19 protein-coding genes and 1 pseudogene are annotated in these 19,825 nt (G+C 69.9%); 13 read left to right on the top strand and 7 right to left on the bottom strand.

Going from position 1 to position 19,825, the window contains the following annotated elements:
- A partial coding sequence (locus tag ACTWP5_RS31320; protein ID WP_443224568.1) for a WD40 repeat domain-containing protein occupies nt 1–388 on the top strand: 388 nt, incomplete at its 5' end.
- Nucleotides 385–1,308 (top strand): serine peptidase, encoded by a 924-nt coding sequence (locus ACTWP5_RS31315; RefSeq protein WP_443224567.1) that lies wholly within the window; start codon nt 385–387, stop codon nt 1,306–1,308. The genes ACTWP5_RS31320 and ACTWP5_RS31315, both read left to right, overlap by 4 nt.
- A 56-nt stretch (nt 1,309–1,364) precedes the next feature.
- Here the strand turns inward: ACTWP5_RS31315 and ACTWP5_RS31310 are convergent, their stop codons facing one another.
- Nucleotides 1,365–2,192: an IclR family transcriptional regulator gene (locus ACTWP5_RS31310; protein WP_443224566.1), complete on the bottom strand. Its 828-nt coding sequence runs from the start codon at nt 2,190–2,192 to the stop codon at nt 1,365–1,367.
- A 108-nt stretch (nt 2,193–2,300) separates the two neighbouring features.
- Nucleotides 2,301–3,245 carry a quinone oxidoreductase family protein gene (locus ACTWP5_RS31305; protein ID WP_443224565.1) on the bottom strand — a complete coding sequence of 315 codons (945 nt, stop codon included), beginning with the start codon at nt 3,243–3,245 and terminating at the stop codon, nt 2,301–2,303.
- A 426-nt stretch (nt 3,246–3,671) separates the two neighbouring features.
- On the opposite strand from ACTWP5_RS31305, the gene ACTWP5_RS31300 reads away from it, so the two are divergent.
- Complete coding sequence (locus ACTWP5_RS31300) at nt 3,672–3,869, top strand: hypothetical protein (RefSeq protein WP_443224564.1); 198 nt, start codon at nt 3,672–3,674, stop codon at nt 3,867–3,869.
- A 907-nt stretch (nt 3,870–4,776) separates the two neighbouring features.
- Here ACTWP5_RS31300 and ACTWP5_RS31295 read toward each other — a convergent pair.
- Both ACTWP5_RS31295 and ACTWP5_RS31290 read right to left on the bottom strand, forming a co-directional pair.
- Nucleotides 4,777–5,496 (bottom strand): hypothetical protein, encoded by a 720-nt coding sequence (locus ACTWP5_RS31295; protein WP_443224563.1) that lies wholly within the window; start codon nt 5,494–5,496, stop codon nt 4,777–4,779.
- Nucleotides 5,497–5,763: 267 nt separating this feature from the next.
- Nucleotides 5,764–6,849, bottom strand: coding sequence for a hypothetical protein (locus tag ACTWP5_RS31290; protein ID WP_443224562.1), 1,086 nt, complete (start codon nt 6,847–6,849; stop codon nt 5,764–5,766).
- A 246-nt stretch (nt 6,850–7,095) separates the two neighbouring features.
- On the opposite strand from ACTWP5_RS31290, the gene ACTWP5_RS31285 reads away from it, so the two are divergent.
- The 8 genes from ACTWP5_RS31285 to ACTWP5_RS31250 all read left to right on the top strand — a co-directional run bounded on the left by ACTWP5_RS31285 (nt 7,096) and on the right by ACTWP5_RS31250 (nt 16,130).
- Nucleotides 7,096–7,416 (top strand): hypothetical protein, encoded by a 321-nt coding sequence (locus ACTWP5_RS31285; protein WP_443224561.1) that lies wholly within the window; start codon nt 7,096–7,098, stop codon nt 7,414–7,416.
- Between the two features lies 1 nt (nt 7,417).
- Nucleotides 7,418–8,260: a hypothetical protein gene (locus tag ACTWP5_RS31280; RefSeq protein ID WP_443224560.1), complete on the top strand. Its 843-nt coding sequence runs from the start codon at nt 7,418–7,420 to the stop codon at nt 8,258–8,260.
- Nucleotides 8,238–9,740 (top strand): hypothetical protein, encoded by a 1,503-nt coding sequence (locus ACTWP5_RS31275; protein ID WP_443224559.1) that lies wholly within the window; start codon nt 8,238–8,240, stop codon nt 9,738–9,740. Before ACTWP5_RS31280 ends, ACTWP5_RS31275 begins: the two co-directional genes overlap by 23 nt.
- Entirely contained in the window at nt 9,737–11,263 is a 1,527-nt protein-coding gene (locus tag ACTWP5_RS31270) for an SCO6880 family protein (protein ID WP_443224558.1), read from the top strand. The genes ACTWP5_RS31275 and ACTWP5_RS31270 overlap by 4 nt, the downstream gene beginning before the upstream one ends.
- Nucleotides 11,264–11,266: 3 nt before the next feature.
- Nucleotides 11,267–12,712 (top strand): ATP/GTP-binding protein, encoded by a 1,446-nt coding sequence (locus ACTWP5_RS31265; RefSeq protein ID WP_443224557.1) that lies wholly within the window; start codon nt 11,267–11,269, stop codon nt 12,710–12,712.
- Nucleotides 12,709–14,505 carry a type IV secretory system conjugative DNA transfer family protein gene (locus ACTWP5_RS31260; protein ID WP_443224556.1) on the top strand — a complete coding sequence of 599 codons (1,797 nt, stop codon included), beginning with the start codon at nt 12,709–12,711 and terminating at the stop codon, nt 14,503–14,505. Before ACTWP5_RS31265 ends, ACTWP5_RS31260 begins: the two co-directional genes overlap by 4 nt.
- Nucleotides 14,498–15,019, top strand: coding sequence for a hypothetical protein (locus tag ACTWP5_RS31255; RefSeq protein ID WP_443224555.1), 522 nt, complete (start codon nt 14,498–14,500; stop codon nt 15,017–15,019). Before ACTWP5_RS31260 ends, ACTWP5_RS31255 begins: the two co-directional genes overlap by 8 nt.
- Before the next feature lie 556 nt (nt 15,020–15,575).
- On the top strand, nt 15,576–16,130 hold the full coding sequence (locus ACTWP5_RS31250; protein WP_443224554.1) for a GIY-YIG nuclease family protein: 555 nt from the start codon (nt 15,576–15,578) through the stop codon (nt 16,128–16,130).
- A 632-nt stretch (nt 16,131–16,762) separates the two neighbouring features.
- Here ACTWP5_RS31250 and ACTWP5_RS31245 read toward each other — a convergent pair.
- On the bottom strand, nt 16,763–16,960 hold the full coding sequence (locus ACTWP5_RS31245; protein WP_443224553.1) for a hypothetical protein: 198 nt from the start codon (nt 16,958–16,960) through the stop codon (nt 16,763–16,765).
- A 209-nt stretch (nt 16,961–17,169) separates the two neighbouring features.
- Between ACTWP5_RS31245 and ACTWP5_RS31240 the strand changes: the two genes are divergently transcribed.
- On the top strand, nt 17,170–17,661 hold the full coding sequence (locus tag ACTWP5_RS31240; protein WP_443224569.1) for an RNA polymerase sigma factor: 492 nt from the start codon (nt 17,170–17,172) through the stop codon (nt 17,659–17,661).
- Nucleotides 17,651–18,352, top strand: coding sequence for a DUF742 domain-containing protein (locus tag ACTWP5_RS31235; protein WP_443224552.1), 702 nt, complete (start codon nt 17,651–17,653; stop codon nt 18,350–18,352). The genes ACTWP5_RS31240 and ACTWP5_RS31235 overlap by 11 nt, the downstream gene beginning before the upstream one ends.
- Before the next feature lie 36 nt (nt 18,353–18,388).
- Here ACTWP5_RS31235 and ACTWP5_RS31230 read toward each other — a convergent pair whose 3' ends face one another.
- Together ACTWP5_RS31230 and ACTWP5_RS31225 are read right to left on the bottom strand one after the other, a co-directional pair.
- Nucleotides 18,389–19,654: a competence protein CoiA family protein gene (locus ACTWP5_RS31230; RefSeq protein WP_443224551.1), complete on the bottom strand. Its 1,266-nt coding sequence runs from the start codon at nt 19,652–19,654 to the stop codon at nt 18,389–18,391.
- Nucleotides 19,655–19,718: 64 nt separating this feature from the next.
- Nucleotides 19,719–19,825, bottom strand: a pseudogene (locus ACTWP5_RS31225) (IS5/IS1182 family transposase); the annotation flags it as partial.

The following is a 19,825-nucleotide window of genomic DNA, read 5'->3' as shown; positions in this document are numbered from 1 at the left end:
CACCTACACCGGCCACACCAACGTGGTGCGGGCCGTGGCCATCGCCGAGCTCAACGGTCGACCCCACGCCCTCACCACCAGCAGCGACCACACCGTCCGCGTGTGGGACCTCACCACCGGCACCACCACCCACACCTACACCGGCCACACCAACTGGGTGCGGGCCGTGGCCATCGCCGAGCTCAACGGTCGACCCCACGCCCTCACCACCAGCAGCGACCACACCGTCCGCGTGTGGGACCTCACCACCGGCACCACCGTTTCAGGTCTGCATCTTCCTGACGCGGCTAATGCTGTCGCTGCCTGCCCGGACGGCACCGTCGTGCTCGGTGTTGGGCATGAAGTCCTCACCCTCAGCCTGAGCCTCCACGCCGGGAGCAGCGCATGACCAGTCCCGCCCTCGCTCCCCTCCGAGTCGTGGCGGTCCACGGTGTCGGGAACCACCTCGGCAGCGATCCGTCGCCCACCCGCCTCCAGGAGCTCCGCGCCCTGCGTTCCCAAGCATGGGCACGCCACATCGCCGCCGGCCTCGACATCACGCCAGAACGCCTCGACGTCGACTTCGCCTACTACGCCGACCGTCTCCTCCCCGGCCCCGCCGCGCAAGGCGGCGATGATGCAGACCTGGAGCGTGACCCCGTCGCCCGGGAGATGCTCTCCGTCTGGGCCCGTGCCCTCGGGCTCCCCGACGAGATCGCCCAGGGGCACGCCACCGTGCCACTTCGTGCGCTCGCCGCCTGGGTGGCGCGCAAGTACGACCTCGCCGAGGGACCGCTGCGGGTGTTCATCCGACTGCTGTTCCGCGAGGTCGCCGAATACCTGCGCAGCGAGGACTCGCCCCAGCGGGCCGCAGCCCGCGAGGAAGTCGCCGCGCGGATCGCCCGCCACCAGCCCGACGTCGTCGTCGCGCACTCCCTCGGGTCCGTCGTCACCTACGAGGCGCTCCACGCCCACCCCGAACTACGCCCCCGCCTCCTCCTCACCCTCGGCTCACCCCTCGCCCTGCCCCGCGCCGTGTTCCACCGCCTCATCCCCGCACCCTCCCCCGCCCCCGTCCCCGCCCCCACGACCGGGGAACATGCCGCCGCGCAGCTGCGCGGGCACCGCCCGCCCGGCGTCGACCGGTGGGTGAACATCGCCGACCCCGGCGACCCCGTGGCCATCCCCCCGGGGCTGAGCAGGCACTTCGACGGCGTCGCCCTCGACCACACCACCGTCGTCGGCGCCCTGTTCGACTTCCACAACGCCAGGAACTACCTGCGGTCTGCCACCACCGCCGCGACCCTCGCCCCCTACCTCTCCCTCTGACTCCCACCCACCAGCCGACACGCCAGCCGACACGCCAGCCGATGAGAACGCGGTGGCTAGTAGGCCGCGGGCCAGGGGTTGGAGGAGAGTCGGCTGAGCTTGGCGGCCGTCGCCCTGGTCAGGTCGATAACGGCCGGGCGTGGTTGAGGCATGACGTGGGCCGGCTTCAGCAGCAGCACGGCGCCCACGATCGAGTCGTGCCACATGACCGGGGCCGCGCAGCTGTTCCACCCTGCCATGCACTCCTCACGCCCGGCGGCGTAGCCCTGGTCCCGCACGACGGCCAGCGACTCGCGGAGCTCCTCGTTGTCGCGGATGGCACCGGGTCCGGCGCCGTCGGGGACGGGCTCGGCGAGGACACGTCGCTGGATGGGCTCGGGGAGGTAGGCGAGGATCGCGCGGCCACTGGCGCCGGTGCGCAGCGAGCGGGTGACGGTGAGGAGGTCGCGGGCGGTCATGCCCAGTTCGGCGAGGTCGGAGTCGCCGACGGCCATGTCGATGCACTGGCGTTGGGCGCCGCCGAACGGGGCGAGCATGTAGAGCAGGACGAGGCCGCCGTCGGTGGCGGCGCGGAGGTCTTCGAGGACGGCGTGGGCGTCGTCGCCGGGGGCGTGGGCGAGGGCGTGGAGGCCGAGGTAGGCCGAGCCGGTGCCGAGTCGGTACCGGCCTCGGCCGACGCGCTCGAAGACGCCCTGGTAGACGCCGGACTGGAGAATGCGGAACACGGCCGAGTCGTCGAGTCCGGACTTCGCCGCCAGCTCGCCGGGACCGTGAACGTCGCCGCCGAGGTCGGCGAAAGCCTGTTGGACGCGGAACACGCGTTCGGCGTGGCCCGTGCCACCGGAGCGGAACTCTGAGGGGTTCGGGTAATGCTGGTTCTGCATGCGACGTCCCCATGCGAGTTGCGAACGAGAGCGCGATCCGCTCCCGTGGCACGGCTGTCCGCGCGGGCGCCGCACGCTTTCGGGTTTTGGGTTATGAACAACCCTAGTTCAGCGTGTGGTGTCCAACGCCAGCTTCCCGGTGTGCGCCCGGGTCGCGAGCACGGCGTGCGCGACACGCGCGTCGCCCAGGGCGTAGGTCGCGCCGTGGACGGTGCGGATTTCGCCCTTGCGGACGTGGTCGAACAGCTTTTCCATGCTGGTGGGGAGTGCCTCGCGGTCGCTGTAGAGATGGGGGAGCCAGAAGCCCATGACCGCGATGGACTTCTCCAGCAGCAGGTATGTCGGCAGTCCGGTGGTCGTTCCGGAGGCGTAGCCGTAGACGACCATCCTGCCTCGGTGGGCGAGGGTCGAGACGAGGTCGCGCAGCACCTTGCCGCCGGTCATCTCCAACGCGACCTGCACCGGCCCTCCGGCGGCGTCGAGGATCGCGTTGGGCAGGTCGCTCGTCGTGGAGTCGACGGTGGCGTCCGCCCCGAGTTCGCGGGCCAACCGGCGCTTCTCCTCCGTGCTCGCCAGGGCGATCACCTTCGCACCGGCGCGCTTGGCCAGTTGGACGGCGAGTGAGCCGAATCCGCCGCCGGCCGCCGGGATCACGACGGTCTCACCCGCCGCGACCTGTGCGAAGGTGTAGAGCACGTGCCACGCCGACTGGCCCTGGAGGGCGAGGCAGACCGCCTGGTCGTCGGTGACGTCGTCGGGAATCTCCCAGGCCACGCGCCGGTGCACCTGGCTCTGTTCCGCGTACCCGCCGCCCCTTGTCAGCCCGACGAAGCGGCGGCCGTCGGCAGTGGTGCCGACGACCTCGTTGCCGGGGATGTAAGGCAGCGGGACGGGCGTGAGGTAGCTGTTGGTGCGCGCGTGGACGTCCGCGAAGTTCACCCCCGCGCGGGTGACGTTCAGCAGATGATGCGCACGGCACTCCTGGAGCTCGGGGACGTCGACCAACTCCAGCACCTCGGGACCACCGAATTCCTTCAACTGAATGGCGCGCATTTTTCCCTCCCACAGATCGATGGACTCCTTTGCAAAAGAGGCTAGCGCAATGAGCCGACCCGCCGTCACCCCTCCACAGAAAGTATTCATTTCTCGGGAGGCGAGAAGCATTCGCTTCCGGCGCCGTTTCTCGCCACATGAGAAAGTGATGCGAAGATCTCTCCTTCCGTCAACGCTTTTTCTCGCGAGGCGAGAAAGGAGATCAGAACGTCTCGACATGACCGCTTTTCGTTGACGCGAATGGCTTGTCGAGGTAGAAGATCTCTCGATCGGTATGCGCGGTTTTCCGCCATGGATCCGTCGGGACCCTGCGGCGTTGGGTCTGGAGTGCGCCCTGAGCATCGGGAGTGAGAGGAGGTGGGTCCGATGCACGAAGCCGGGAGAACCGATGGGACGCCGAGCCATCCATCGGGAGCTCACTACGTCATGAGTATCCCGTTGTCCGCTGACGATTGCGGCTCGGCGACGGGCGCGCTGGTGACACTGTCGTCCGCCGGGACCGGCGAGGAGGAGGAACGGCGCGCCACGCTCGATGCGGCGTGCTGGCTGATGCCAAGCCTGTCACGCGACCTCATCGCGTACGTGCTGGGCCTTGGCCCGGACCCCGACGGTCCGTGCGAGTGACCGAGTCTGATGTCGCCGGAGGACGGTTTCGTGAGTGGCGGTTGACCGGTCCCGGTGGGAATCAAAGGCCTTTCGCGGTCGCGGCGGCATGTCCCGGTGGGACGATGGTGACCTCGACGATCCTGAGGGGCCATCCGGGTGCACACCCCTGCCGACTACCTCGAACTGGCACGTGCCTCGAAGGACGGCTCTGTCCTGCACCGTCTCGTACGATGCCCCTATCCCTTCGTCTGGCGTGCGGTGGCTGCCAACCCCCACAGTCCTCCGGCCGCACTCCTGGAGCTCACCACCGCCCGAAGCTCTTCCTGGAACAACAACGATCTTCTTCGCCTTCTGGCGGGGCATCCTCACGCCGACCAGCAGGTGTTACGAGCCGTCCTCACGGTGGCGGCGGCAGCGCTCGCGGAGGGTGAACGACCCTATGCTGCCGTGCTCGCACTGGCGGAACGAGACGAACTCGGGGTGGACGAGGTGAGACGGCCGGGTACTCTTCGCGGGGCTTCCGCCCGGCTGCGGAGCGGACTGGCGCGACGACTGGATACTCGCGTCTGAGCCACGTCCCGCTTTGCTGACCGAGAAGGGGGAAGGTTCCGTTGTGGCTGGTGTGGTCACGGCGTCGGTGCCGTCCTGCATGGTCCGGCTCGCCGGGCTGCGCCTGCGGCAGTTCGGGGAAGCGGTCACTGTCCTGCGAGGTATGGGCGCGCGCCCGGTTGGCAAGGACCGGCCATGAGCCCTGCCGCTTGTCGGGAACCGGCTGGCTCCTCCGCCTCTGTCTGGAAGGCGGTGAGCTGCGCGCTGCCGTCGGGGGTCACGGTGGCGAGCACCGCGGGGTTCGTATCGTCAAGAAGCCCGTGAGCGGCGTCGCGGCGTGGCGGCGTCGTTCAGCTTCATCGTCACGCCCGCGACCCTAGCTCTCGATCTGGCGGAGGTGTTCGACCAGAGCGAGCACGGCCTGCTGGCTCGCGTCGGACAGGTCGGCGGCGCGCAGCGCGATCGCGCGAACGGCCTCACGTCCGACGGCGTCGAGCAATTCCGGGTCGCGTAGGAGGTCGGCAGCGGCGGGCAGCTGGTCGTCGGTGAGGTGCGCCGAGAGGCGGAGAAGCTCGCGCAGGGGCTCGCTGCCCAGGGCGTCGAGCGTGCGGTGGTCTGCGAGGACGTTCGCGAGGGTGGCGCGTTGGCTGGGCGCGAGGGCGGCGAGGAGTTCGCGCAGTCGCCCGCCTCCGGGTGGGTCCGGCGGCTGGAGCCTGCCGAGCAGGCCCTGGACCACGGCGAGGTCGGCCTGCGTCTCGGTCGTGCCCTGAACGGTGATGCTTCGAACGCCCTGGCCCTTGAGGGCGTGCAGCAGCTCCAGTTCGGATTCGAGCTGCTCGGTGTCCGTGTGCTCCTCGGCGAGGTACGCGACCGGAACGGCGAAGAAGCGGGCCAACGCCTGGAGGTGGTGGAGCTTGGGGTTGGTCGACCGTCCGGTCGCGAGCTCCCAGACGTAGGGGCCCGAGATGCTGACACCGGTCGCCTGGGTGATCTGGCGGGCCAACGCCTCGTACGAGGGCGCGGGCTCGCCCCTCGGGGTCTTCATCTCCCGCAACCACTGCAACTTCTCCGCGAGCGTGCGGTGGCTTCCGCTCACGCTGCTGTCGGCCGTACGTGGCACTGCTGTCGCGTCCTCCCTGTCCCCCGGCACGAGACGGGGTTCCACCGGTCTGGCGCACCTTACCGCTCTGGCTGGGCGGCTGAGGTGGTCGGCGTGGTCGACGTGCGTCGAACGGGGGAGAGTGACCAGGCGATCAGAACGCCAGGCGGTTCAGGAGCGTGGAAGACGCGGGGGGGGCGCCCCAGGCCCGTGCCGCCTGCTGCGATCGCGAGGGCTGGAGCGTCGGCAGAGGGCTCTCTGGGGTCAGATCGTGCTCGTGCCGCCCGCGCCCGGGAAGCCGGGTTCGGCCCAGCCTCGGTACCGCAGGTGCCAGTGGCCGTCGGTCAGCTCCTCGCGGTGGACGACGACGATCCTGCCCTCGCCCTGGTAGCTGTCGAGGACGTCGTTGCTGGCGACCATGTCGCCGCCCAGGTACAGCGCGACGTGCCCCGCCGCCTCACCGGTGTCGTAGAAGAGCAACGCTCCCGCGGGTGGCGAGGCGTCGCCCGGGTGGGCCAGTCCCTGCTCGACGAGGCGGTCCCAGTGGTCGTTCGCCGTGGCGGAGCCGCTGTAGGCGTAGCCGTACGCCTGGGCCACGAAGCGGTCGCACATGCGGTACCAGCCCGCCTGCCCGGCGGTGGCGCGGGCGGCGGCGATCGCCTGCGCGGGAGTGCGCGGGTTGCGGACGCTGAAGGCGGTCGACGGATCCGCGACGGCGTCGGGGGCGCAGTCGCCGACGAGGGACGTCACGGCGTGGGTCCCCCAGGTCCGGGCCACGAGTGCGCCGGCCGCCTGCTCCCACCTCGCGTAGGCCCGCGGCGTGGCGCTTCGCTGCACGGCCTGCGCGACGTCGGCCAGCGGGCGTGTCCGCCAGCCGGGGACGTCGAGCAGCGCGTCGAAGAACCTGCCGGAGGCGTGGACCGGATCCGTCAGGTCGGCAGGCGTCCCCCATCCCTGGCTGGGTCGTTGCTGGAAGAGGCCGACCGAGTCCCGGTCACCGTGGTCGAGGTTGTTCAGTCTCGACTCCTGCATCGCGGTGGCGACGGCGATCACCGCCGCGCGCGGCGGCAGCGCGCGGGTGCGGGCGACGTTGGTGATGGTCGCCGCGTTGCGCGCCTGGGCTTCCGTCCACGGCGGACTGAGCTGTCGGCCCTGCGGGCTCAACGGGACAACGGCCCGGTCTCCCGTCGTGTGTGCGGGGTCGAGGAGCCGTCCCGTGCCGCCACCGGCCGGCATACGCGTCCCGGTGGTGCAGGGTTGCCCGTTCGCCTGACTGGCCATGCCCGCCAGGGCGAGCACGGGGAGGAACAGGAGCACCAAGCCCCCCGCGAGGAGCAGAGCAGCCGCCATGCGTCCAGGTTTCATCAGACCTCTCGACCCGATCTAAACGATTGTGAACGGCACATCCACATGCCATCAGGGCATCTAACAGCTTCGATGCGAGACAGCCTCGATAGTCACGATGCGTGAGCCGTACGGGCACCATACGCCTCGCTCACGACGTAAACGCTTGTTGTCGACGAGTCATCTGTGTACGTTGTGTCGCGCTCCGCACGGATGCACATCTAGTCCCGCTATCGACGAAGAGGTGAAGCCTTGTCTGTTTCAGGCGCAATGGCGCTGGCCGCCAACGGCGGCATCGGGGACCTCGTGAACGGGGTCGCCCCGGACTGGGGCCCGTTCGCCGACCTGGGTGGCACCGCGCGCACCGTCGTCCAGGCGATCATGGCCGGCGTCATCGTCGCCCTGCTCGGCAGGGCGGCCCTCGGCGCCTTCCACATCAGGGTCGGCGAGAGCCAGCACGACATCACGCAGGTCTCGAAGGGCAAGAAGGACGTCGGCGCCGCCCTGGTCGGCGCGTTCGTGGTCGCGTCCCTCGGCACCGTCTTCACGATCGTCTACGGGCTGGGGGTCTGAGATGGCGGGAACCAGGGTGCTGCTCGGCGCGGACGAACGGGGCAGCTCAACGGGGTCGAGCGGAAGGCCGTGGTGGCGTGGCGCGGCGGTGGCAGGTGGGGCGTTCGTCCTGCTCCTGGTTCTCGCGGTCGCCTTCCACACGGGCGGGGATCACGGCGCAGGCGACGGCAACGGAAACGACGGAGGAGGAGACGCGGTCCGCGCGAACGTGGCCGGGCCCACCGCGGACGGCCCCGTCGAGGAGAACGCGGCCGGCGGCGACGACCCGCCGAACCCGGCGCGTCACACGGCCCACGGCGTGCCCGTCGGCTACCCCCGTTCCCAGGAGGGCGCCGTCCAGGCGGCGGTCAACTACCAGCTCGCGCGCTCGTCGGCGGAGTACTTCACCGACGCCGCCGCCCGTCACCGCGTCATGGGCGCGATGGCGAGCACGGAGACCCGCGAGCCCCTGACCCGCAACGACGACGAAGCCGTGAGCCAGGTCCTCGCCTCGCTCAACATCGACGTCGGGACCGAGGCCGACGAGGCCAGCGCCGACACGCTCGTCGCGCGCGCCGCGCCCCTGGGCACCAGGGTCGGCGGGTACTCCGACCAGATCGCCACCGTCGAGGTGTGGATGGCCGGCCTCATCGGCACCACCGCGGACCGCGCCCCGCTGCCGGTCTCCGCGTCGTGGAGCACCCACACCCTCACGCTCCGGTGGCAGGACGACGACTGGAAGCTCGTGTCGTCAAGCTCCACGCCGGGGCCGACACCGCTGGAGACGGGCGGCAACGCCCCAAGCTCCGTCGCGGACTTCCGCACGGCGGACGAGGAGTTCGATGCGCCTCCCTACGTCGGCTGAGCAGGCCCAGACACTCCCGGCGAGCAGCACCACCGGCTGGTGCCAGGACGTCCCGTTCGTCGACATCGTGTGCGGCGTCGCCAAGGCGGCGGGCGAGGCGTTCGACTTCGCCGCCGACCCCCTCGGCTACGTCGCCCACGCCTTCAACGAGGCCGTCGTCCGCCTCTTCAGTGAGATGGTGAAGGCTCTCCAGTCCACGACCACGATCGACTGGGGCGACCCGGGGTTCCTCCGCACCTACGGGATGGCCTTCGCCGTCTCCTCCGTCCTCACCGTGGTCCTGTGGCTGATCGCGGCCGGCAAACGGGCCGTCCAGGGCGTGCCACCGCTCCAGGCGGCGGCCGAGTCGATCGGCTATCTGCTCCTGGCCGTCGCCGTCTCGGCCCTCGCGCCCGCCGGGGTCGCCTACGCGACGCAGCTGTTCGACGAGGCCGCTGCGGCGATGTTCGCCCCGGTGGCCGGCGACGTCGAGGACATGGCCTCGACCGTCACCACCTCGCTGGCGGTCCTGCTGGTGGTCCCCGGCGGGCCGGTCATCGTCACCTTCCTCGCGTTCGCCCTGCTGGCCGCCATCGCCGGCGTGTGGATGGAGCTGATCGTCCGCGACGCGCTGATCCTCTCCGGGCTGGTCTTCGGCACGTCCGTCTTCAGCGGGCTCGTCGACCGGAACCTGTGGGGTCATGTGAAGCGCTGGGTCGGCGTGATGGGCGCGGTGATCGCCAGCAAGTACGTCACGCTGACCACCGTCGCCCTCGCCACCGGCCTGCTGGCCAGCGACGGTGACGGCGGCATCGGTGGCGGCATCGGTAGCGACGGCGGTGAGCCGTCGGTGGGGCAGTCGTTCGCCACGGTCTTCACGGCCATCGCGTTGCTCTGGCTCGCCCTCTACCTGCCCTTCCAGATCGCGAGGTTCCTGCCGCTGGTGGGCGACGAGGTGCACGGGATGTACCAGGCGCGGGACGACTTCGTCAGCCGTGCACAGGGTGTGGGCAACCAGCTCGGCGACACCTTCGACGAGCTCAGGACACGGTCCGGCGGAGAGGCGGGCGGCTCCGAGGGGGACGACGGCCAGGCAACCGGCGTCGCGGCCGAGGGTGAGGGCACCGAAGCAGACGCGGCCGAGGCCGGAACGAGCTCGACCGGCGTCGGCGCGGCCGTCGTCGCCGGACGCAGGGCCGCCAGCGCTGCGAGGGAACACGCCGAACGCACGGCGGAGCGTGGCGTCGAGTCCGCCTCCGGGTCCCCACCCGAAGCCGCCGACGGTCGAGACGTCACCCACTCGTCCGCCACGGACACGACGTCCCGTTCCTCCAGCACCACCCCGGGATCTGTCGCCCCACCCGCGCCTCCGGCGCACAGCGCGGTCACCACACCCCGACAGCCCGCCCACGGCGAGCCGCCGTTGTCGGCCGACACCCCGCCGAGCGGCACCAGCACCAGCACCAGCACCGACCCCACTCCGGACGGGAGTCAGCGATGACCCGCACCTTCACGTTCCCCCGACCACGCCCCCGCGGCCTGCTCGGCCGCCGACTCGACGCCGACGAGCAACTGGTCCTCGCCGCCGGCGCCGCCGGCGGACTGGTCGCGGCCTGGCTGCTGCACGGCATCCCCCTGAAGATCACCGCCTTCACACTCCTCGCCGGCAGCTGCGCCTGGGCAACGCTCGCCCCGTACCGGGGCCGCACGTACCTGAAGTGGTACGAGATCAACCGCACCTACCGGCGGCTCCTCCGCGACGGCTCCCTCCTCTACCGCTCGACGGCCCCCTACGCCGGCCGCTTCGCCGACGGCCGCCGCCGCCCCCGTGTCAACGTGCCGCCTGGCATCCCCCGTGACATGGAGTGGATCACCGCCCGCACCGCCTTCGGCGAGATCACGTTCCTCCTCCAGCCCCACGAGCGGATGTTCACGGCGACCGTCGAGGTCGAGGCGATGCGCGACTTCGGCAGCCTCGACACCGACGACAAGGAGGCCCTGATCGGCGCGTACGAGTACCTGCTGAAGGCCACGGCCGACAGCGGCGGCCGGATCCGCCGCCTGCAGTGGATCACACGGATCATCCCGACCGACCCCACCCGCCACGCCCGCGACGCCGCCGCCCGCCGCGACCCCGACGCCCCCGCCTGGCTGGAGGACTCCTACACCGCCCTGATCCGACAGGTCGCGGTCACCGCCGAGGACCGGCGGCTTCTCCTCTCCCTCGGCATCCCGTACACCCCGGACCTCGCCGCAGAGGCACGTCGCTACTCCTCCCTCCACGAGGGCTACGCCGTCACCCTCGGCCGCGAGGTCGAGGCGTTCGTCCGCAACCTTCCCCGGGGCCGACTCCGCCACGTCCGCAACCTCCACGAGCCGGCCCTCGCGTCCTACCTCCAACACGCCTACGACCCGGGTCACTGGATCGACGACACCACCGGCATGGACCGCGCGACCGCCTGGCCCGCCGAACTCGACGCCCGCCTGCCCCACCACGTCGTCTCCCGCAGCTGGGAGGCGTCGCCCAGCGCCACGTCCGGCGCCTCCCCCGCCTCCTGGTGCTCCCGCACGGCGTGGATCAAGGAGTGGCCGGTGCTCCCCGCCGGGATCAACTTCCTCGCCCCACTCCTCCTCCACGTCCAGGACGTCATCCTCTCCGTCGCCGTCACCATGGACCTCGTCCCGAGCGACCAGGCCATCGCCGAGGCCATGTCCGACGCCACCAACGAGCTCGGGCAGGCCGACAAGCGCGCCGGCCGGATCGAGGACCCGCGCGAACAGAAGGCGCAGCAGGCGTCGCTCGCCACCATGCGGGAGATCGCCAACGGCGCCGCCGGCATCCGACTCGTCGGCTGGGTCACCGTCACCTCACCCGACGCCGAGGCCCTTCGCCGCGACGCGGACACCATCCGCAACGCCGCCACCCGCAGCGGCCTGCGCCTGGAGTGGTGCGATCGCGAACACCACCGCGCCTTCGCCAACACCCTGCCGTTCGCCGGCGGCATCCTGTCCGAGAGGCGGTGAACCGTGCTGTCCACCGCCCTGGCCACGGTGCGCCGCCAGTCCCAGACGCGCCGCCGCGCCATCCGTTCCACGACCGCCAACGCCTGCGGCCTCTACCCGGCCGTCGGCGCCTCCGGCATGGACCCGCGGGGCGTCGTCATCGGGCGGGAGGCGTACAGCGGCAAGGCGTACGTCTTCGACCCGTTCGTCCTCTACGACCCGGCCGCCCGCGTGCGGCTCCCCAGCGGGCACGTCCTCGTCCTCGGCAAGAGCGGGCACGGCAAGTCGGCGCTGGAGAAGACGTACGTCCTGCGGCAGCTCCGTTTCCGGGACCGGAGCTTCTGTGTCCTCGACGCGCAGGGCGAGGACGGGACGGGAGAGTGGGACGGCATCGCCCGCGAACTCGGCATCACGCCCGTCCGCCTCGTCTACGGCAACGCCGACGGGGCCGGCACCGCAGCCACCGGCCGCGGCCACTCCTGCGGGCGCGTTCGCGGTCGCGGTCGCGTTCGCGGCGACCACGACGCCGACAGCGACGGCGTCCGCATCAACCCCCTCGACCCCCGCATCCCGCAGGAGCACCAGTTCAAGGTGCTGGTCTCCATGGTCGAGATCCTGACGGGCGGCGGCCCGCTCGCGCCCCACACCAGGTTCGCCCTCGCCGAGGCGCACAGGGCGGCGGCCGACGCCGCCCGCACGGAGCAGCGCGCCGTCGTCCTCTCCGACGTGCTCGGTGCGTTGACCGCGCCGCGCCAGGCCCTGCTCGGCCAACGAACGATCGGCCCGGCCGACCTGACCGAGTGGGGCCAACCGGCGGCCCTCGCCCTCGACGAGCTGTGCAACCCCGACCGCGACCTCGCCGGCCTCTTCGACGGCCCCACCAGCGACGGCATCGACCTCGACGCCCGCCTCATCGTCTTCGACCTGACCCGCCTCCCGCGCGAGGGCGAGGCCATGCCCCTGCTCATGGCCGTCATCGGACCGTGGATCCGGTTCGGCTGGATCCGGCCGGGCGACACCATCAAGCGCACCCTCATCGTCGAGGAGGCGTGGCACATCCTCAGCCACCGCCCCGTCGCGCGCCTCTTCGAGGAACTCGTCCGCTACGGCCGCCGGCTCGGGCTCTCGTTCTGGGCCGTCCTCCACCACCTGGCCGACCTCGTCCTCGACGACGCCCCCGAGGCCGCCGCCATCCTCAAGTTGACCGCGACCCGCGTCGTGTACCACCTCGACCGCGAGGAGGCGGAGGTCACGGCCGACTACCTCGGCCTGACGAACTGGGCCCGCAGGGCCCTTCCCGACGGGGCGAACGTCTGCGCCCCCGGCCGCGCGATCTGGCAGGTCGGCTCCCGGATCAACCTCGTCGAGCACATCCGCACCCCGTCCGAGATCCGGCTCACCGACACCAACCGCCGCATGACCGAGCACGCCCCGCCCGTCGTCCAGTCGCAAGGGGCCGCCGCCACATGACCCCACCCCCCGCCACCCCGCGCACCGCGACCCGCCTCCGCCTGGGCCGCGACGCCGTGTGGGTCGTTCCGCTCGTTGCGGCGTTCCTGCTCACGACCGCCCTCTGGCTCGCGGCCGTCCTCTCCGGCCTCCTCGCCCACGGCCGCCCGGCGACCGTCAGCTGGCAGGACACGGCCAACGCGTTCCTCCCCGTGCTCAGCCATCCCACCGCCCCGGCGTCCGCCTGGCCACCCACCGACGGCGTCGGCGGAGCCGCCCCGTTCTGGAGCGGCTTCCTTCTCCTCCTTGCCGCAGGCATCACCTCCGCCCGCTTCGTCCACCGCACGTGGCGACGCCTGAGGACGGACGGGGGCGGCACGGCCACCGCCGCCCAACTCAAACGGTCGATGGGCGCAGAACAGGCCCTCGCCCGCGCCGCCTCCCTCCGCCCAACACTGCTCAAGAAAGACCGCCTACCCCCGACCCTCCACCACGTCGCCGTCAACATCGGCACCGCCGCCCCCTCCAAGATCCCCCTGTGGATCCCCATCGAGGAGAGCGTCGTCCTGGTCGCCCCACCCCGCGAGGGCAAGACCAGCCAGCTCATCCTCCCCGGCATCCTCGGCTTCCAGGGCACGGTCCTCGCCACCAGCTCCAAGACCGACGTCCTCTACGGCACCGCCCTCCTCCGGCAGAAGCACGGCCCGGTCTGGGTCCTCGACCCCGCCGGCCTCTCCGGCTGGCCCCAGCAGCTGCGTTGGCCCCTCACCTCCGGCTGCGAGCGCTACCAGACGGCGCGCAAACGCGCCGAGATCCTCGTCGCCACCACCAAAACCTCCGAAGACACCACGAACGGCGGCTACTTCGCTCTCAACGCCATGACCCTCATCACCTGTTGGCTCCACGCCGCAGCCCTCAACGACCGTCCCGTCGCCGACGTCCTCGGCTGGGCCGCCGACCCCGACAACCGCGAGGCCGTCGATCTCCTCGCCTGCCGCGACCGCCATGCCCTCGCCGAACTCCTCGCCGGCCAGCACGCCGCCGCACCCGAGGAGCGCAGCGCCTCCTGGCGCACCGCGCAGCAACCCTTCGTCGCCCTCTACGACGACCGGATCGCGGACGTCTTCGCCCCAAACCCACCCGACTCGTTCTCCATCGAGCAGTACCTCACCCACGGCGGCACCCTCTTCCTCATCGGCGAGGACGACGACAACAGCGCGCTCGCACCCCTCAACGCCGCCTTCGCCAGGACCCTCTTCGACACGGCGAAGGCCCTCGCCGCCCGCGCCCCCAACGGCCGGCTCCCCGTCCCCCTCGGCTGCTTCCTCGACGAGCTCGCCAACGTGGCCCCGCTTCCCGAGATCCCCAGCCTCATGAGCGTCAGCGGCTCCCACAACATCTTCGTCATGGCGGTCCTACAGTCCTACGCCCAGGCCGAGGAACGCTGGGGGACGCTCGGCGTCCGCAAGATGTACGCCGCCAGCACCGTCAAGATCTTCCTCGGCGGCATCTCCGACCCTCAGGAGCTGAAGGCCTACAGCGCTTTGACCGGCGAGTTCGACGAGGACGTGCAGACCGTCAACGCCGACCCCGTCGGCAACGTCTCCACCTCCACCGCCCTACGCCGCCGCCCGGTCCTCGAACCCGCCGACATCCGCATGATCCCCGAACGCGGCGGCCTGATCATCCACCGCCACACCCCTGCGACGCGCGTGACGTTCGTCCGCGCCCACGAAGGCCCCTACGCCCAGGCGATCCAGGACGCCACCCGCCGGGCCCACTACCTCATCCACCAGACGGACACCCATGCCTGACGCCTTCGACGACATCTTCACCGAGCTCGCCACCATCAGCGCGACACAAGCCCTGCTCGCCGAACGCGTCACCCTGCTGGAGGACCGTCCCCTCCCCCGCCCAGACAACACCGAGCCCTCCCCCGGTGCCCCCATCCTCTGGCACACCCTCCCGCCAGCCCAACGCGCCGAGCTCTGGCCCCGCTTCGTGACCTGGGTGACCTGGCTCGCGGACCGGTACGAGCTGACCACCGACCAACTCCCCGGCGCGTGCTGGTGGCGGCACGGCGCCGTCGTCGAGGAACTGACCGCCCTGTGGACCTCCCACCAGTCGACCCACGCCCCCGACCAGGACGCCGGCGCCGCCCCCCACCTCTGGCATGACGCCCTCGCCCGCACCCTCGACCGCCTCACCCACCACTGGCTCGGCCCCTGCCGCAACGGCCACCACAAGCCCCGCCACCGAACCCCCTGGCACGACGACGACACCCAGGCCAACGAACTGCCGTCCGTCAACGACTCTCCGTGCCCATGAGTCGCAGGCACGACCGCTGAAGGCGTCGCTCGTCGGCTGCCGAGCCGAGAGAACTACTGACCGCGGGAATGGCCTGAAAGGTGCGGCAATTCCTACCGCGCGTCGAAATACGCTGCTGGTCATGAAACCTAGCGATCCGACGTGCCGTTTGTGCTCACGACAGTACGACCCCACGTTCATGACGGGTCTCCCGTGCCGGGTGTTCAGCCCAGACGATGTTGTAACTCCGGGCTGCCCCGCCCAGCAGCACATGTTCCGCCATGACGAGGAGCAGGCACGAAAGCGGCGTTGAGTGCGGGCGCCGGACTGACACAGGTCTGATCGGATCCTCACAGAGGGCCAGTAACCTGCACCTCAACGCCACTGTCACTGCCACTGCCCGCGTTCTGGCCCCTCACGCCGCGAATGGTCGACCACATCGAGGCCACCAGACTCGTCCTTGCCCCGCTGCCCCAGCGGTTGCAGCGCGGCGCAGAGGCCGTGCCATACACCTGATGGATGCGCAAGGATCCCGGACGGTCCCCCTTATGTCAGACCTGCGTGGTGGACTGAAGGCATGGTATTTGACGCGAAGCGGGCGGGACTGCTGAGGCCGGAGCGAGTGTGGTCGGCGGGGGAGGTGATGGGAAGTCCAGGGCCGGTGCCGGCGGTGGCGGGGGTATATGGGTGGCGGTTCACTGTGGCACCGTTCGAGGGGCTGGGGGTGGGGAAGCTGTTGTACGTGGGGATCGCGCCTCGTCGAATGGCGAACAGATCGAGCAAGCAGACGCTGCGTTCACGGATGCGGTATCACTTCCGGGGCAACGCTGAGGGGTCTACCCTGCGGCTGACGCTCGGCTGTCTGATCGGGTTGGAGCTTCGGCGGGTGGGCAGCGGAGGCCGGATGACGTTCGGGCGGCAGGGGGAGGCGGAGCTGTCGGATTGGATGGCTGAGCACGCCCGGGTCTGTTGGGTGGAGCATCCCGAGCCCTGGACGCTGGAGAGCGACCTCATCGCGGAGCTCGATCTCCCGCTGAACCTCGACCAGAACAGGCACAACGCGTTCCATGCCCGGCTACGGGCTATGCGGGCGGCCGCCCGGCAGCGGGCGCGTGAGTTGCCAATCCCATGAATGATCACCGCGGCTCGGCTGCCCTGCTCCGTCTCGGTTTCCGTCTCATTCGGGGCCGTGCGAGGGGGTTCACGGTCGTACGCAGCAGGGTGCGATTCTGGTGGGGGACCGGCAGGTACGCAGGTGAATGAGGGTAAGGGCACCTGAGAGGGGCCACCGGACTTGGAAAGCGTGTTGGGTTCACACCCTCACGAGTTCGAATCTCGTATCCTCCGCTCAGCTCTCACCGGGCTGTACGTGGGCCCCGACCACGATCATGGTCGGGGCCCACGTTGTCTCTTCGTTGCAGTTCTAGTTGCAGTCGGCCCTGCACGGGCCGACTGAGGAGCCGTGGGCTGACAGCTCTCCGTCCGCACCTTCGGGGTTGTCGGGCGGCACGAACGGCGTGAGAGCCAGCCGAGCTCCCGATCCTGATGGAGGCGTGGGCATCGACGTCGACCGCCCTTCGTCCGGACTGACAGCAGGGTCTGCTCGTCTGCTCGCGTTGCCATGTGCCGTGAATCCGGCGGTCGTGATCCTGCCGTGCTCGGGTGATGTGTCTCGCCGACAGCCCGGGGCGACTCCACCTCCGAATGACCGGCACCGACGCCCTGCGAGATCCGCAACAGCCATGGTCAGCGAGGTGATCAACCTCAGTCGATGGACGGCGACCGCTGACGCGACTCGAACGAGGCGTCCTCCTGCTTGGACGTTTTCACCCTCCCGCCGCTCTTAAGAGGTGAGGGCGAGTCAAGCGGCAGGAGGACATCGAAGTTGAGCGAGATGTGGCTCTCGCTGGCCATCGTGCTATCCGGCGCGGTCGGGACCACGACGGTGGCAGTGGCGTACATGATGCGTGAGAAGGCGCGGCTTCGGTTCCTGGACGAATCCGCACGCGCACTGCCACGTGGCGGCTCGGTTCGCTACCGGTCAGTGGACCGGCACACGAAGGCCACGGCGGAGTGGGAGTTGACTATCCACGGGCCGGAAGGCCGTCTGGCAGACGGTACCGAGAGCAGGAGGGAGGACCACCGTGACTCCCGCCCGTGAAGCGTGGGAAATGCTATATCGCAAACATGTTCGACAAGTGCTGCATGCTGCGACGCTCGCAGCCGGTGGGTCGGCACATGACGGATGGGACGGTGTGCAAACCGCCTTCTACCAGGCGTGGCGCTATCTGACAGAGCCAGCCCGTCCCCGTGTCCGCAACTGGGAAACATGGCTACGCAAGACAGCCGTCCGACACGTGGTCCACGTTGCCCAGCGTGCTGATCGGACCCTGCCGTTACAGGACCACGATTGCGAGCAGGATGGACCGCTACTGGAGAACTGGGTTGCTGTGAGAGGGGAGTATCAAGGCATCCTGCAAGCAGTCGCGGCTTTACCACCCCGCCAGCGACAGGCGCTGGCTCTGTGTTGCATCGCAGGCTGTTCCGTCAGGGAGACCGCGCTGATCATGGATGTTGAAGAGGGGACCGTACGGAGTCTGATCAGCCAGGCACGCCACGCTCTGGCCCCACGGCGCGGAGAGGAGATCGGCGATGAGCAGTGACCACGACGACTACCGGTCCGAACTCGAACTCTCGGCGCTGCGGGCGCTCTTCAGCGATGCTGAGGATGCCGTCGCCCAAGCCGTGGATCCCGTCTTCGACGAAGAAGCCGGCCTGCGGCAGATTCGACGGAACATCGCGGGAGCCACCGAGCCCATGCCTCCACCGCGTCTTCACGCGGGTGGCCAGCCGGGCCCTCGACCGCAGACCCGGGAGCCTGGCACGGGCGCCTGGATGAGCGGCGTTGCTCCTCATTCCGCCGTCCCAGGCGTACGCGGCACGTGGGGCAATCTCGCGAGGGCTGCCACGACCTCGGAAGACGCACAGCCGCTGGCGCCGCCAGATCCGGTGCTACAGCCATTGGTTCGCTCGTACGCGATGCACGAGGGCCGAACCAGGCCGCAATACCAACTGGCCATCGAGGCGCTGGTCAGCACCACCGCCGACCTCTCGCGCCTGCAGGGACAGCTCCCGGAGCATCAGCGGATCTGCCAACTGTGCTACGAGGTGAAGTCGGTAGCCGAGGTCTCCGCGCTGCTCTCGATCCCTCTCGGTGTCGCCCGGATTCTGGTGGCCGATCTGGCTGAGGCCGGGCTCGTCGCCATCCACCAGCCAGCGCATGGCGGGGAGCCCGGCGATCAGCCGGATGTGACACTGCTGGAAAGGGTGCTAAGCGGACTCCGCCGCCTCTGAACTTGATGGCACGCATCACCTCAACAGCAGGCGGAGTTATCGGTTGTTGAGGACGACTCGGCACACTGCGCAGAACATCGCGGCGTTGCATCCGTATCGACGCATGAGCTGGCCGCATTCGGCGCAAGGTCCCAGCTCCCACGGAGGGCACTCCAGAGCGGCGGAGGCGGCGGCGCGCTCGACGGACGTGATCACGGTCGGGTTGCCGGGCCGCCAGGCTGGCATCCGCAGCAGCGTGACGCCGCCCGTCGGCTGCGCGAGGTCTCTGACGGGCCGTTCGTCGCTGCTACGCCGCCGGCTCTCTTCGCCGGCTCGACATGTCCGGTCGATCTCCTCCTCGGCGAAGGTGATCTCGTCATTCTCCTCGTCGATCGGAGCGGTGGACAGACGGGTCTTCTCGCCGACCATCTCCTGCCACAGGTCGCGGTCGACCGCCGGCACCCACATATGTCTTCCGGCTCGGCCGCTCCCGCGGCTGGGGACGTAGACCGGCACACTCTCGGATGTGGCGCTCTGCAGAACGAGGTCTTCAAGGTGGACCGCCTTCTTCTGCGGCTGACACAGCGCGGGCAGGAACCAGTCGGCGTGGATCGCGTCGCAATGGCCCGCGCCGTCGGTAACCGGGCAGTGGCGGTCGCTGCTGGGCACACACTTCCAGACCTGGAGGTAGCGGTATCCACCGCGGATCAGCATCTCCTTGCCATCGGCGATGTCCTTCCACGGCATGTCATCCACCCGGGCCCAGGGCGCCCGGTCGATGAGGGAGGCGGTGCGGTCCTTGGCCACCCACAGGGGCGTGATTCCGTGCTCCACAGCGTTGACGGACCGGCGGTGCACGCTGCTGGGGCTGAGGTGGTGGTACTGGATCTCCCAGCCGATGCGGGTGCCGTTGGGGCCGGTGACGAGCGCGTCCGAGATGGTTCGCCGGTTCGCCGTGGGCGCCTCGGCTTCGGCATCCAGGCCGTGCCGGGAGGCGGTCTCGACGATGCGGTCCTTCGTGGCCTTGTGCTGCGCGCTCTCTGCTGGCGTCGCCTTGTGCGTGACCGGCAGATGCGAAGCCACGAGCGGCCTGCGGCCCCCGACGCGGCCACGTCGGACGAACATCCACGGGGACTTCCCACCCGACTCCGACAGACACTCGCGCCCCTCGTGGTGCGCCAGGCATTCCAGTAAATGCATGTCACGGTCGGCAACACTCGTGGTGATCTCCTGTAGAAGATCGGGAATCTCCGGGTGACCGAGGTCAGGCAAGGATAAGTTGATCTCTATGCCATATCCGGTGTGCCACACCCCATTTGCCATCTCTCCACCATAGATACTGCTTCCGACACTCAACAGAGCCTCTACCAGTGAGCCTTTTCCAACCTCAGGCTGCGGGCCTCAGGTGAAGTGCGAGGACGGCTTTGACCAGGTTGGTTATGCGGGGCGTGCTGCATCGCAGCTTCCGCAGGAGCCGCCAGGACTTCAACGTGG

Source organism: Streptomyces sp. 4N509B (genome assembly GCF_052245655.1).
GTDB lineage: Bacteria > Actinomycetota > Actinomycetes > Streptomycetales > Streptomycetaceae > Streptomyces.
This window is presented reverse-complemented; position numbering and strand designations above follow the sequence as displayed.